Source organism: Pseudonocardia ailaonensis (assembly GCF_039531635.1).
Taxonomy (GTDB): Bacteria; Actinomycetota; Actinomycetes; order Mycobacteriales; family Pseudonocardiaceae; genus Pseudonocardia; species Pseudonocardia ailaonensis.
In genome coordinates this window covers 209,670-222,620 of the sequence record NZ_BAAAQK010000028.1, presented here as the reverse complement: position 1 = coordinate 222,620, position 12,951 = coordinate 209,670, and the positions used below count along the sequence as shown (strand labels likewise).

The window sequence follows — 12,951 nt, the reverse complement described above, 5'->3', positions numbered from 1 at the left end:
ATACGGCGAGATGAGGAGAACCGTGCCCGCACCGCTCGACCCCCAGTTGCTCGAGATCCTGGCCTGCCCGTCGGAGGACCACGCTCCTCTGCGGACCGAGGGTGACGAGCTGGTCTGCACCTCCTGCGGACGGGCGTACCCGCTCGTGGACGGCATCCCGGTGCTGCTGCTGGACGAGGCACGGGTCCCCGGCAGCTCGGAGGCGGGCCTCCCCGGCGGCTCGGAGGCGGGCCTCCCCGGCGGCTCGGAGGCGGGCCTCCCCGACGACCCGGCACCCGCGAGCCGGTGAACGCGGTGCTCGACGACACCCTCCTGGCCGATCCCGCCGCGCTCGCGGCGGTGGACACCGCCGGCGTGCTGCGCTCGGCGGCGACGGCCGGCGCCCAGGTCCGCTCGGCCGCGCAGGCGGCCACCGAGGCGGGCGTGGCGCGGCTCGAGGGCCAGCGCCCCCGGGCCCTGGTGTTCGTCCGCCGTCCGGGATCGTCGGGCGCCGCCGCCGAGATCGTCTCCGCCCTGCTCGGGCCCCTGTGCCCGGTCCCGATCGTCGTCGCGGACCTGGTGCCGGGCTGGATCGGGCCGCTCGACGTCGTCGTGGCCCACACCGCGGACCAGGCGGACGTCGAGCTGGCCGAGTCCCTGGCCCGCGCGGTCGCGCGCGGCGCCGAGCTGGTCCTCTCGGCCCCCTCGGACGGGCCGGTGGCCTCCGCCGGCGCCGGTCGCGCGCTGCTCGTGGAGCCGCGGATCCCCGTCCCGCCCGCACTCGACCTGCCGCGCGCGCTCGCGGTCGGTCTCCGCGTCGTCTCCGCGCTCGGCCTGTGGCCCGGCGGCCTGGACCCCGCCCTGGACCCGCTGGCCGACGCGCTCGACGCCGAGGCCGAGCGCAACCAGCCCGGCCACGAGCCGTTCATGAACCCGGCCAAGACCCTCGCCCTGCGCCTGGCCGAGCACACCCCGCTGCTGTGGGGCGCCGACCGCCCGGCCACCGCCGTCGCCGGGCACGGGGCCACGGCCCTGGCCACGCACGCCGGGGTCGTCGCGCACGCCGCGGACATCGCGCAGGCCGCCACCGCGCTGGGGCTGCGCCGCGCGATCGACCAGGCCGACCGGCCGGACGACATCTTCCGGGACCCGTTCGACGATCCGGCCGGTGCCGAGGCGCCGCCGCCGCGCGTCGTGCTGCTGGCGACCGCCGAGGAGGATCCCGGGCAGGTCGCCGTGCGCCGGACCGGCCGCGGGTGGCCCGCGGACCTGGCGCACCCGGTCGACGAGATCGCCCGCGGCACCCGGGACGCACCGTTGCTGCGCGCGGCGCTGCTGGTGAACCGGCTCGACGCCGCCGCGATCTACCTGGGTCTGGCGACCCGCACCATCGAACCCGCCTAGCGGGTCCAGCCCCGCGGGGGAGCGGGGCGTAGGGAAGGACGTGGGTTGGAGCTGCTGGAGAACCCGGTGCGCCCGTACGCGTGGGGGTCGCGCACGGTCATCGCGGAGCTGCTCGGCCAGCCGGTGCCGTCACCGCACCCGCAGGCCGAGATGTGGCTCGGCGCCCATCCCGGCGATCCCTCCCGGCTCGTCCGGGAGGACGGTAGCCGGACGTCGCTGCTCGAGGCGCTGTCCGGTGATCCGGCGTTGCTCGGGGAGGAGCGCCGCACCCGTTGGTCGGGCACCCTGCCGTTCCTGCTGAAGGTGCTGGCGGCCGACGAGCCGCTGAGCCTGCAGGCCCATCCGAGCCTGGAGCAGGCGCAGGCCGGCTTCGCCCGGGAGAACGCCACCGGCATCCCGGTCGACGCCTCGGACCGCAACTACCGCGACGCCAACCACAAGCCCGAGCTGATCTGCGCGCTCACCGAGTTCCACGCGCTCGTCGGGTTCCGGGACCCGGTGGAGACGATCGCGCTGCTGCGTGCCCTGGACGTCCCCGAGCTGGCCCCTTACGTCGAGCTGCTCGCCGCCCAGCCCGGTCCGGACGGGCTGCGCGCGCTGTTCACCACGTGGATCACGCTGCCGCAGTCGCTGCTCGACGGGCTGGTGCCGGCCGTGCAGCGCGGCGCGATCAGCCTGGCGGGGACGGACGGCGAGTGGGCGCGCGAGGCCCGCACGGCGCTCGAGCTCTCCGAGCGCTATCCCGGCGACGCCGGTGTGCTGGCCGCGCTGCTGCTCAACCGGGTCGTCCTCGCGCCCGGCGAGGCCCTCTACCTCTCCGCCGGCAACCTGCACGCCTACCTCGCCGGCGCCGGCGTCGAGCTGATGGCGAACTCGGACAACGTGCTGCGCGGCGGGCTCACGCCCAAGCACGTCGACGTCCCGGAGCTGCTGCGGGTCCTGGACTTCACCGCGGGCCCGCCGCCGGTGCACGCCGGCCGGCCCGAGGGCGGGTGGCTGCGCTACGACACCCCGGCGTCGGAGTTCCTGCTGCGCAGCTGGTCCGCGCCGGACGGGCTGACGGGCCGGCTCCCGGTCCCGGACGGCGGCCCGCGGATCCTCCTGTCGACCGGCGGCAAGTCCTGCGTCCGCGCGGGGGAGCGCGTGCTGGAGCTGCCGAAGGGCGCCTCGCTGTTCCTCGGGGCCACCGACACCGGCGTCGAGGTGGAGAGCGCGGCCCCCGGGACGACCCTGCACCTCGCCAGCGACGGGTTGTAGATACTCTTCCGCCGGTAAACCGAATCGGACTTTTCGGGGGCGGCGTGTCGGCAGGCGGCGGTACCAGGGCGATCATCGCGGCGCTCGCCGCGAATGCGGGGATCGCGGTCGCGAAGTTCGTGGGCTTCCTCGTGACCGGCTCGTCGTCGATGCTGGCCGAGGCGGTGCACTCGGTGGCCGACACCGCGAACCAGGGCCTGCTGCTGCTCGGCGGGCGCACCGCCAAGCGCCAGGCCACCGCGGAGCACCCGTTCGGCTACGGGCGGGACCGCTACTTCTACTCGTTCGTCGTGGCGCTGCTGCTGTTCACCCTCGGCTCGGTGTTCGCCCTCTACGAGGGCATCCACAAGGTGCAGCATCCCGAGGCCCTGTCCTCGCCGCTGGTCGCGGTGATCATCCTCGTGGTCGCGATCCTGCTGGAGGGCTACTCGTTCCGCACGGCGATCCACGAGTCCCGCCCGCTCAAGGGCAACGGCACGTGGTGGCAGTTCATCCGCCAGGCGAAGGTGCCCGAGCTGCCGGTCGTGCTGCTGGAGGACTCGGGGGCGCTGCTCGGCCTGGTCCTCGCCCTGGCCGGCGTCGGGCTGACCGTGCTCACCGGCAACCCGGTCTGGGACGGCGTGGGCACCATCTGCATCGGCGCGCTGCTCGGCGTCATCGCGATCATCCTGATCGTCGAGATGAAGAGCCTGCTGATCGGCGAGGGCGCCACCGCCCCGGTCCTGTCGACGATCGTCGCGAAGCTCGAGGAGGGCGCGCAGATCCAGCGCGTCATCCACATCAAGACGCAGTACCTCGGCCCCGAGGAGCTCCTCGTGGCCGCCAAGCTGGCGCTGACGCCGGGCTCGCCGGTGGAGGTCGTGGCCACCGCGATCGACGAGGCCGAGGCGCGGGTGCGTGCCGCCGTGCCGGACGCCCGGGTGATCTACCTGGAGCCGGACTTCGACCGCAGCGTGGACGGATCGGTCACGCCTGCCTCCTGACCTGCTCGAAGATGAGGCTGGTCTGGGTGTTGGCCACCTCGTCGCGCGAGTTGAGCGCCACCACGAAGTCCCGCAGGGCCGCGGAGTCCGCCGTGGCCACGTGCAGCAGGTAGTCGTCCACCCCGGCCAGGAAGAAGCAGTCCCGCACCTCGGGCAGCCGGGTCACCACCGCCTCGAACTCCCGCATCCGCCGCCGCGCCGCGGCCTGCAGCCGGATGGACACCATCGCCTGCAGCGGCCGCCCGGTGGCGGCGGGATCGACGTCGGCGTGGAAGCCGCGGATCACGCCGCGCTGCACGAGCGCGCGGACCCGGGTGAGGCACGTGGACGGGGCGACGCCGACGCGGTCGGCGAGCGCGTTGTTGGGTATCCGGGCGTCCCGTTCGAGCTCCGCGAGGATCTTGCGGTCCACCCCGTCCAGCGGGGTCCGTGGATCGTTCGGCCGATCGGCCCGAACGGGGGAGCTTGACGACGAATCTGCGCTCACACGGGCAGGGTACAGAATATTGTGCGGAACGATGGCAGCACGAGCGCTGTTTCTTCGATACTGGTGGCACCACAGTCGAGGAAGAGGACGTTCGATGCGTATTGCGGTCCCGCGCGAGGTCAAGGACAACGAGTTCCGGGTCGCGCTGACCCCGGCGGGGGTGCACGAGCTGGTCCGCCACGGTCACGACGTGATCGTCGAGCAGGGCGCCGGTCTCGGGTCGTCCATCACCGACCAGGAGTTCAAGGCCGCCGGCGCCGAGCTGCTCGGCACGGCGGACGAGGTCTGGGCCGCCGGCGAGATGGTGCTCAAGGTCAAGGAGCCCGTCGAGTCCGAGTACCACCGGCTGCGCGGCGACCTCACGCTCTTCACCTACCTGCACCTCGCCGCCTCCCGCGCCTGCACCGACGCGCTGCTGGCCGCGGGCACCACCGCGATCGCGTACGAGACCGTCCGCACGGCCGACGGCCGGCTGCCCCTGCTCGCCCCGATGAGCGAGGTCGCGGGCCGGCTCGCGCCCCAGGTCGGCGCGTACCACCTGATGAGCGCCGGTGGCGGGCGCGGAGTGCTGATGGGCGGCGTCCCCGGGGCGCCCCGCGCGCACGTCGTCGTGCTGGGCGCCGGTGTCTCCGGCTCGCACGCCGTGCAGATCGCGGTCGGCATGGGCGCGCGGGTGACCGTGCTGGACCTCAACGTGGACGCCCTGCGCCGGATCGACGCGCAGTACCAGGGCCGCGTCGGGACCGTGCACTCCACCGCGTTCGCCGTGGAGCAGGCCGTGCTCGACGCCGATCTCGTCATCGGCGCCGTCCTGGTGCCGGGGGCCAAGGCCCCGACGCTGGTCTCGAACGAGCTCGTGGGACGCATGAAGCCGGGCGCCGTGCTCGTCGACATCGCGGTGGACCAGGGCGGCTGCTTCGCCGACACCCACCCGACCACCCACGCCGACCCGACCTTCCGGGTCCACGACACGGTGTTCTACTGCGTGGCCAACATGCCCGGCGCGGTCCCGCACACCTCCACCCATGCCCTCACCAGCGTGACCCTCCCGTACGCGCTGAAGCTGGCGGACCTGGGCTGGTCCGACGCCGTGGCGGCGGACCCGGCCCTGGCCGGTGGCCTCTCCACGGTCGCCGGCGAGCTGACCAACGCCGAGGTCGCCGCGGCCCACGCCCTGCCCTTCCGCCGGCTCTGACCCCTGTGGGCCCCGGTGTCCCCGCTGGGGTCACCGGGGCCCACACCCGGCTCTGACCTGCGGAGACGACCGGAGGGCGCCTCACGCGGAGCCGTCGCGCCGGGGACGGGTCGCCGGGAGAAATCCGGCGGAAACCGGCCCGTCGTAGGCTGCCCGGTGTTCGTGGACGACGGGAGGGCCGGTGGGGGCGATCAGGATCGGCGCCGTCGCCGCCGCGTTCGGCCGGGACCTCGAGGCCTCGCTCGCCCGCGTCGGCACGCTGGTCGAGCACGCCCGCCGGGAGTCGGTGAACCTGCTCGTGCTGCCGCACGCCGCACTCGGCGGGTACCTCACGGACTTCACCGATCTCGACCCGGCCGAGCTCCCGCCCGCGCTGGAGACGGACGGCCCGGAGCTGCGGAAGCTGGCCGACCTGGCCGGGGACATGGTCGTCTGCGTGGGGTTCTGCGAGGCGGGCCCGGCGGGGGAGCGGTACAACACCGCGGCCTGCGTGAGCGGGTCCGGCCTGCTGGGCCTGCACCGCAAGGTCCACCTGCCCGCCGGCGAGGACCGGGTCTACGGAGCCGGGAACGCGTTCGGGGCGTTCGACACCCCGCTCGGCCGGCTGGGCATGCTCGTCGACTACGACAAGACCTTCCCCGAGTCCGCCCGCACCCTCGCGCTCGACGGCGCCACCGTGATCGCCTGCCTGTCCGCCTGGCCCACCAGCATCACCAACCGCGCCCCGCGGATGGCGGAGGACCGCCAGTCCAAGCTCTTCGACCTCTACGACCGCTCGCGCGCGGCCGAGAACCAGGTGGTGCTGGTGTCGTCGAACCAGACGGGGTCGATGGGCCGGATGCGCTTCCTCGGCCAGGCCAAGGTGGTCGGCCCGGACGGCGAGATCCTGGCCCGGACCTGGGCCAAGGCGGGCCTGGCGGTGGCCGAGGTGGACGTCGAGGCGAGCCTGGGCACGGTCCGCCGCCGCCTCTCCCACCTCACCGAACGCCGCCCCGACGCCTACCGCTGACGGGGCCGCTCCCACCGCCCCCGGCCGAGATGAACGTCAGGCACATTTCGGGGGTCGGAAACAGCCCTGAGGTTCATCTCGGCGTGAGGAGGAGGCGCAGAGCGCGGGCGAGCCAGGTCTCGTAGCGCTCCGCGGTCCAGGAGCGGCGGCCCACCAGCAGGTCGTGGAGCATCGGGCTGCACAGCGCGAACAGGACGTCCGCGGCCTCGTCGACCGGGACGGCGAGCAGGCCGTGCCCGTCGAGGGCCTCGGCCACCCGTCGCATGTCCGCGGCCATGGTGCGGGCGCCGAGCTCGTTCAGCTCCGCCATCTCCGGGTCCGCCCCGGCCGAGCCGACGCAGGCCGCGAGCAGCGGTCCCGCCCGCCCGAGCAGCGCCGTGCCGTGCCGCGCCAGGTCCGCGATCAGGCGGTCCGGGTCGGCGAGGGACTCCCGGACCTCCGGTCGGTCGATCACGGCGATCGCCGCCTCGTCGCCCGCCGTGGCCACGTCGAGCGCCTCGTGGAAGATCTCGATCTTGCCGCCGGGATAGGCGGTGTGCACCGTGCGCAGTGCGACCCCGGCCGCGGCGGCGATCTCCTTGACCGTGGTGCGGACATACCCCTGCGCGACGAAGAGCGCGGTGGCCGCCTCGCGGACGGAGGCCCGGGTGCGCCGGGCCGACTCCGCGCGCAGCGGTGACCGATATGCCCTCTTGACCTCGCCCGTCACCTGCTGCACTCTCCACGCATTCGATGCACTATAGATGCTGCACAAAGGAGTGTCATGCCGGAGCTGACGAGGGTCCGCGGGTTCAAGCTGCCGGTGGCGGACCTGCCGAAGAGTCTGGACTGGTACCGGCGCGTGTTCGGGTTCGAGTCCGAGCTCGAGTTCCCGGACGCCGACGGCGTGGTCCGCGGCGTGGCCGGCGCCCTGCCGGGCTGCGGTGGGGTGGGCATCGCGCTGCGCGAGACGGAGGAGGCGCACAGTCAGCCCGGCCTGGAGCTGCTGCTCGGTGTGGCCGACCGCGCCGGCATCGAGGAGTGGGCCGCGCACCTCGACGCCCTGGGCGTGCCGCACTCACCGGTCATCGACGCGACCGTCGGCTGGCTCGTGGTGCTCCACGACGCCGACGGCCACGAGATCCACCTCTACACCGACGAGCGGCACGGCCTCGACCAGGCGGGCCGCGAGGGCTACGGGCGCATCGCTCAGGACGGCAGCGTGTAGTCCCCGAACTTCTCCCGCAGGGTCCGCTTCGAGAACTTGCCGACGCTCGTCTTCGGCACCTCGTCGATGAACTCCACCGCGTCCGGGAGCCACCACTTCGCCACCCGCGGGGTCAGGAACTCGATCAGCTCCTCACCCGTGAGCGACCGTCCCTCCTTCACCACCACGCAGGCCAGCGGCCGTTCGGTCCACTTCTCGTGCGGGATCGCGATCACCGCGGCCTCCTCGACCGCGGGGTGGGCCATGATCTCGTTCTCCAGGTCGACCGAGCTGATCCACTCGCCGCCGGACTTGACCAGGTCCTTCGTCCGGTCGACCAGGCGCACGTACCCCCAGCGGTCGACGGCGGCCACGTCGCCGGTCCGCAGCCAGCCGTCCTCGGTGAACTGGGTGCCGCCGCCCTCGCCGCGGTAGTACTCCCGCGCGATCCACGGGCCCGCGGCCTGCAGCTCGCCGGTGGCCTCGTCGTCCCACGGCAGCTCCTGTCCCGACTCGGGATCGGCGATCCGCAGGTCGACGAGGGGGGCGGGCTGGCCCTGGCGGGCGCGGGCGTCGGCCCGCTCGTCCTCGGTCCAGGCGTCCTGGTGCGAGCGCCCCGAGGAGATCGAGGCGATCGGCGAGGTCTCGGTCATGCCCCAGGCGTGCAGCATCGGGATCCCGATGGCCTCGCGGTAGGCCTCCGAGAGCGCCCGCGGCACGGCGGAGCCACCGCAGAGGATCGCGCGCAGCGCCGAGAGGTCGTGCTGGGCCAGCAGCGGGCGCATCCCCATCCAGATGGTGGGGACTCCTCCGGTGACCGTGACCCGGTGTCGTGCGAGCTGCTCGGCGATCGCCGCCGGGGTCATGTTCGGCCCGGGGAAGACGAGCTCGGCGCCGGCGAGCAGCGCGCCGTAGGGCAGCCCCCAGGCGTTCGCGTGGAACATCGGGACGACCGGGAGCACGATGTCGCGCTCGGCGAGGCCGAACGCGTCCGCGGTCAGGGTGACCAGCGAGTGCAGCACCGCCGAGCGGTGGCTGTAGACCACGCCCTTCGGGTTGCCCGTGGTCCCGGACGTGTAGCACATGGCGGCGGCGCTGTTCTCGTCGTCGATGTGAAAAGTCCCGGCGAAGGGTTCGGCCGCCGCGAGCAGCTCCTCGTAGTCTCGGATCCGGGGGTCGTCGGGGATCGCGGCGTCGGCGCCGTCGTCGATCACGACGACCGTCCGCACCGTCGTCATCTGGTCCACCAGCGGCCAGAGCAGCGGCAGCAGGGACCGGTCCACGAAGACGATCTCGTCCTCGGCGTGGTTCGCGATGTAGACGAGCTGCTCGGGGAACAGCCGGATGTTCAGCGTGTGCAGCACCCGGCCGGTGCAGGGCGCCGCCAGGTAGAGCTCCAGGTGGCGGTCGGTGTTCCAGCAGAACGTGCCGACCCGCGCGTCCGCCGACAGGCCGAGGGTGTCGAACACGGTGGCGAGGCGGCGCACCCGCACCGCCCAGTCCGCGATCGTCGTCTCCCGCTCACCGCCGGCCTGTCCCGTGACGATCCGCTTGTGGCCGAAGAGCCGCTCCGCACGGTGGAACACGTGGGTGAGGGACAGGGGACGGTCCTGCATGAGTCCGAGCATCGTTGCTCCCGAGGCGCGTGGTCCGGATCACTCCGGAACCTACCGGCCGGGAGCGGAACCGGACAGATCGTCGGTGCGAACCCGCGACTGCGCAGCGTCACCGCCGGTAGGCTCCGCGTTCATGACGGGAGCCGCGGTCTGCCTCGACGTGGGCTCCACGTGGACCAAGGCCGTCCTGATCGCCCCGGACGGCGGGCTGGCCGGGTTCGCCGAGCACCCGACGACCCCCGAGGACGTGCTCGCGGGGGTCGACGCCGCGGTGCGCGCCGTGACCGCCGCGTCCGGCACCGCGGACCCCCCGGACGTGCTGGCCTGTTCGTCGGCCGGGGGCGGGCTGCGGCTCGCGGTGGTCGGCACCGAGCGGCTGGCGGCCACCGAGGCCGGCTACGGGGTCGCCCGTTCGGCGGGCGCGCACGTGGTGCACGTGCACGCCGGCCCGCTCGAACCGCCGGACGTGCGGGTGCTGCGCGGGCACCGCCCCGGCGCGGTGCTGCTCACCGGGGGCGCCGACGGCGACGATCCCACCGTCCTGCTGCACAACGCCGGCAAGCTCGCCCGGGCCCGCGTGCGCTCGCCGATCGTGCTGGCGGGCAACTCGGCCGCCCGGCAGGACGCGCTCGCCCTGCTCCGCGCCACCGGCCGCACGGTCGTGGCCTGCGACAACGTCTCCCCGGCCACGGGGGTGCTGGTCCCGGGCGCCGCCCGGGCGGCGCTCGCGGAGGTGTTCGCCCGGCACGTCGTGGGCGGCCGGGGACCCGGCGGGCCGCTCGTGGCGCCCCGCTTCCGCCGGATGGCCCGGGTGATGACGCCCGAGGCCGTCCACCGCGGCACCGCGGAGCTCGCCCGGATCTGCGGCACCGGCGTCCTGCTGGTCGACGTCGGCTGCGCCACCACCGACGTCCACTCGGCCGGGCCGGGGGTGCGGGCGCGCCGCACCGTCGAGGGCGACCTCGGGATGCGCGCCGCCGCCGAGGGCGTGCTGGTCGAGGCCCAGGCCGAGGAGATCGTCGATCCCGTCGAGGCGGACCTGCTCAGCGCGACGGTGCAGCGCATGGTCACCGAGGTCGGGTTCGTGCCGAAGGACGCGGGGAGCGCGGCGGAGGACCGCCGGGTGGCCGCGCTCGCCGCCGTCGTCGCGGCCCGCCGCCACCTGCGGGACGAGGGGGTGGGGCCGCTCGGGCTGGTCGTGCTCGCCGGCGGGGTGTTCCGCCAGCGGGACGCCGCCGGGATCGGCGCCCTGGTCGGGACGTTGCGGGGGGATCCGGTGCTGGCCCCGGTGCTGCAGGACTCCACGGTGCTGGTGGACTCGGACTTCGTCGTGGCCCCCGCGGGCCTGCTGGCCGCCCACGACCGTGCCGCCGCGGCCGAGTCGCTCCTCAAGGACCACCTGCTGGGATAGGAGCCGTGCCGTCCGGGGCGCAGCCCACGTTGATGGCGGGCCCCGACCCGTGCCATCCTGGACCCGCACGACCGCCGGATCCGAGAGGCGCTGCAGCGGACGTTCCCGTCCGCCACGCTCGGTCCCCGGCCACCACGACGAGAAGGGCGCCTCCATCCCATCGGGAGGAGGTATCCGTGTCGCGCGATCACACCCTCGTACCGGATGCCCCGGCGCCCGCCGATCCCGGTTCCGTCCAGTACAGGGAGTTCTGACCGCAATGACCGCCAGCATCACCGACCCCACGGGCAAGCTGCAGGAGCGCAACGGGATCGACTTCGCCGTGGCCGACCTGGGCCTGCACGAGTTCGGCCGCAAGGAGATCCGGCTCGCCGAGAACGAGATGCCGGGTCTGATGGAGCTGCGCCGCGAGTACGCCGAGGCCCGGCCGCTGCACGGCGCCCGCGTCGCCGGCTCGCTGCACATGACCGTGCAGACCGCGGTGCTCATCGAGACCCTGGTGTCCCTCGGCGCGGACGTGCGCTGGGTGTCCTGCAACATCTTCTCCACCCAGGACCACGCCGCCGCCGCGATCGTCGTCGGCCCGCACGGCACCCCCGAGGAGCCCCGGGGCGTCCCCGTCTTCGCCTGGAAGGGCGAGACGCTGGAGGAGTACTGGTGGGCCACCGAGCGGCTGTTCGACTTCCGTGACGAGGCCGGCAACACGGTCGGCCCCAACATGATCCTCGACGACGGCGGCGACGCCACCCTGCTCGTGCACAAGGGCAAGGAGTTCGAGGCGGCGGGCGCGGTCCCGACCGTCGACGACGACGACCTCACCGTCGCCGACGAGTACCGGATCATCCTCGACACCCTGCGCCGCAGCCTGGCCGCCAGCCCGCAGAAGTGGACGGGCATCGCCGACGGCATCCTCGGCGTCACCGAGGAGACCACCACCGGCGTCCACCGCCTCTACCAGCTGGCCGAGCAGGGCGAGCTGCTGTTCCCGGCGATCAACGTCAACGACTCGGTCACCAAGAGCAAGTTCGACAACGTCTACGGCATCCGGCACTCGCTGGTCGACGGCATCAACCGGGCGACGGACGTGCTGATCGGCGGCAAGGTCGCGGTCGTCGCCGGCTTCGGCGACGTCGGCAAGGGCTCGGCCGAGGCCCTCAAGGGCCAGGGCGCCCGCGTCATCGTGGCCGAGGTGGACCCGATCTGCGCGCTGCAGGCGCTGCTGCAGGGCTACCAGGTCGCCCGCATCGAGGACGTCATCCAGACCGCCGACATCGTCATCACGACGACCGGCAACAAGGACATCATCACCACCGACCTGATGAAGCGGATGAAGCACCAGGCGATCCTGGGCAACGTCGGCCACTTCGACAACGAGATCGACATGGCCGGGCTGGGCCGCATCCCGGGCATCATCAAGATCAACATCAAGCCGCAGGTCGACGAGTGGGTGTTCCCGGACGGGCACACCATCATCGTGCTGTCCGAGGGGCGCCTGATGAACCTCGGCAACGCGACGGGCCACCCGTCCTTCGTGATGAGCAACAGCTTCTCGAACCAGGTGATCGCGCAGGTCGAGCTGTTCACCAAGCACGAGGAGTACAACAACGACGTCTACCGCCTGCCGAAGATCCTCGACGAGAAGGTCGCGAAGATCCACGTGCTGGCGCTGGGCGGCGAGCTGACGAAGCTCACGAAGGACCAGGCCGAGTACATCGGCGTGGACGTCGAGGGCCCGTTCAAGCCGGAGCACTACCGCTACTGAGCTCCGGCCCGAGCTTCGGCACCGCGTTCCGGTGCTCGGTCTCATTCCCTGGTAGGAGCGGCGGTCGTCGGGCTAATCTCGCCTGATGACCGCCGCCCCGCTCCCGGACTCCGCGAGCGGTGACGGCTGGCAGTACTGCGCCCAGGGGCACAAGCACTGGGGCGTCTACGGGGCGGCCGGCCTCCTGGTGCGCTCGGGGGATCTGGTGCTGCTGCAGCACCGGGCCCTGTGGAGCCACCACGGCGGCACCTGGGGCGTCCCCGGCGGCGCCCGGCACCACGGCGAGTCCGCCGAGGAGGCGGCGCGCCGCGAGGCGACCGAGGAGTCCGTCCTCGACGTCGCCCCCCTGGTCGAGACGGCCCGGTTCGTCGACGACCACGGCGGCTGGAGCTACACCACCGTCGTGGTCGAGGCCGCCGAGGCCCTTCCCGTCGCGATCCGCGGCGGCGAGAGCGTGGAGTTCCGCTGGTTCCCCGCGGCCCTGCTGGGCACCGCCGAGGGACCCACCCTGCACCCCGGCTTCGCCCACACGTGGCCGATCGTCGAGGCCCTCTGACCGGTCGGGTGCCCCGACCGGTCTCGGCCGTCGCCCCGTTCGCTCCGGGCACGGATCCGGCCTGACCCACGCCGCGCCGTGCGCGATCCGACTCCACGGCCATTGT

General features: G+C 73.5%; 13 protein-coding genes. 10 read left to right on the top strand and 3 right to left on the bottom strand.

Annotated elements, in window-relative coordinates; all coding sequences use genetic code 11:
- Positions 1 to 22: 22 nt before the first annotated feature.
- Genes ABD324_RS33440 through ABD324_RS33425 form a run of 4 tightly spaced genes read left to right on the top strand, consistent with a single transcriptional unit; the run spans position 23 to position 3,623 of the window.
- A complete protein-coding gene (locus ABD324_RS33440) occupies positions 23 to 289 on the top strand; it encodes a Trm112 family protein (RefSeq protein ID WP_344426565.1) in 267 nt (88 codons plus the stop codon).
- The gene (locus tag ABD324_RS33435) at positions 286 to 1,383 is read left to right on the top strand and encodes an SIS domain-containing protein (RefSeq protein WP_344426562.1); all 1,098 of its coding nucleotides are present in this window, start codon (positions 286 to 288) and stop codon (positions 1,381 to 1,383) included. Before ABD324_RS33440 ends, ABD324_RS33435 begins: the two co-directional genes overlap by 4 nt.
- 45 nt (positions 1,384 to 1,428) lie before the next feature.
- Entirely contained in the window at positions 1,429 to 2,640 is a 1,212-nt protein-coding gene (manA, locus tag ABD324_RS33430; RefSeq protein WP_344426559.1) for a mannose-6-phosphate isomerase, class I, read from the top strand.
- Between the two features lie 44 nt (positions 2,641 to 2,684).
- Positions 2,685 to 3,623 (top strand): cation diffusion facilitator family transporter, encoded by a 939-nt coding sequence (locus ABD324_RS33425; protein ID WP_344426556.1) that lies wholly within the window; start codon positions 2,685 to 2,687, stop codon positions 3,621 to 3,623.
- Here the strand turns inward: ABD324_RS33425 and ABD324_RS33420 are convergent.
- The gene (locus tag ABD324_RS33420; protein ID WP_344426554.1) at positions 3,607 to 4,035 is read right to left on the bottom strand and encodes an Lrp/AsnC family transcriptional regulator; all 429 of its coding nucleotides are present in this window, start codon (positions 4,033 to 4,035) and stop codon (positions 3,607 to 3,609) included. The genes ABD324_RS33425 and ABD324_RS33420 overlap by 17 nt on opposite strands.
- A gap of 169 nt (positions 4,036 to 4,204) precedes the next feature.
- Here ABD324_RS33420 and ald point away from each other — a divergent pair, with 169 nt between their 5' ends.
- On the top strand, positions 4,205 to 5,305 hold the full coding sequence (gene ald / locus ABD324_RS33415; protein ID WP_344426552.1) for an alanine dehydrogenase: 1,101 nt from the start codon (positions 4,205 to 4,207) through the stop codon (positions 5,303 to 5,305).
- Positions 5,306 to 5,486: 181 nt separating this feature from the next.
- Positions 5,487 to 6,314: a carbon-nitrogen hydrolase family protein gene (locus ABD324_RS33410; RefSeq protein ID WP_344426549.1), complete on the top strand. Its 828-nt coding sequence runs from the start codon at positions 5,487 to 5,489 to the stop codon at positions 6,312 to 6,314.
- A gap of 73 nt (positions 6,315 to 6,387) precedes the next feature.
- On the opposite strand, the gene ABD324_RS33405 is transcribed toward ABD324_RS33410, so the two are convergent.
- A complete protein-coding gene (locus ABD324_RS33405) occupies positions 6,388 to 7,023 on the bottom strand; it encodes a TetR/AcrR family transcriptional regulator (protein WP_344426546.1) in 636 nt (211 codons plus the stop codon).
- Positions 7,024 to 7,077: 54 nt separating this feature from the next.
- Between ABD324_RS33405 and ABD324_RS33400 the strand changes: the two genes are divergently transcribed.
- On the top strand, positions 7,078 to 7,521 hold the full coding sequence (locus ABD324_RS33400) for a VOC family protein (protein WP_344426544.1): 444 nt from the start codon (positions 7,078 to 7,080) through the stop codon (positions 7,519 to 7,521).
- Here the strand turns inward: ABD324_RS33400 and ABD324_RS33395 are convergent.
- On the bottom strand, positions 7,503 to 9,128 hold the full coding sequence (locus ABD324_RS33395) for a long-chain fatty acid--CoA ligase (RefSeq protein ID WP_344426541.1): 1,626 nt from the start codon (positions 9,126 to 9,128) through the stop codon (positions 7,503 to 7,505). The genes ABD324_RS33400 and ABD324_RS33395 overlap by 19 nt on opposite strands.
- A 121-nt stretch (positions 9,129 to 9,249) precedes the next feature.
- Between ABD324_RS33395 and ABD324_RS33390 the strand changes: the two genes are divergently transcribed.
- The 3 genes from ABD324_RS33390 to ABD324_RS33380 all read left to right on the top strand — a co-directional run bounded on the left by ABD324_RS33390 (position 9,250) and on the right by ABD324_RS33380 (position 12,845).
- Positions 9,250 to 10,527, top strand: coding sequence for a glutamate mutase L (locus ABD324_RS33390; RefSeq protein ID WP_344426538.1), 1,278 nt, complete (start codon positions 9,250 to 9,252; stop codon positions 10,525 to 10,527).
- A 259-nt stretch (positions 10,528 to 10,786) separates the two neighbouring features.
- Positions 10,787 to 12,289, top strand: a complete 1,503-nt coding sequence (gene ahcY / locus ABD324_RS33385; RefSeq protein WP_344426535.1) for an adenosylhomocysteinase — start codon at positions 10,787 to 10,789, stop codon at positions 12,287 to 12,289.
- A gap of 85 nt (positions 12,290 to 12,374) precedes the next feature.
- Positions 12,375 to 12,845 carry an NUDIX domain-containing protein gene (locus tag ABD324_RS33380; RefSeq protein ID WP_344426532.1) on the top strand — a complete coding sequence of 157 codons (471 nt, stop codon included), beginning with the start codon at positions 12,375 to 12,377 and terminating at the stop codon, positions 12,843 to 12,845.
- Positions 12,846 to 12,951 lie beyond the last annotated feature (106 nt).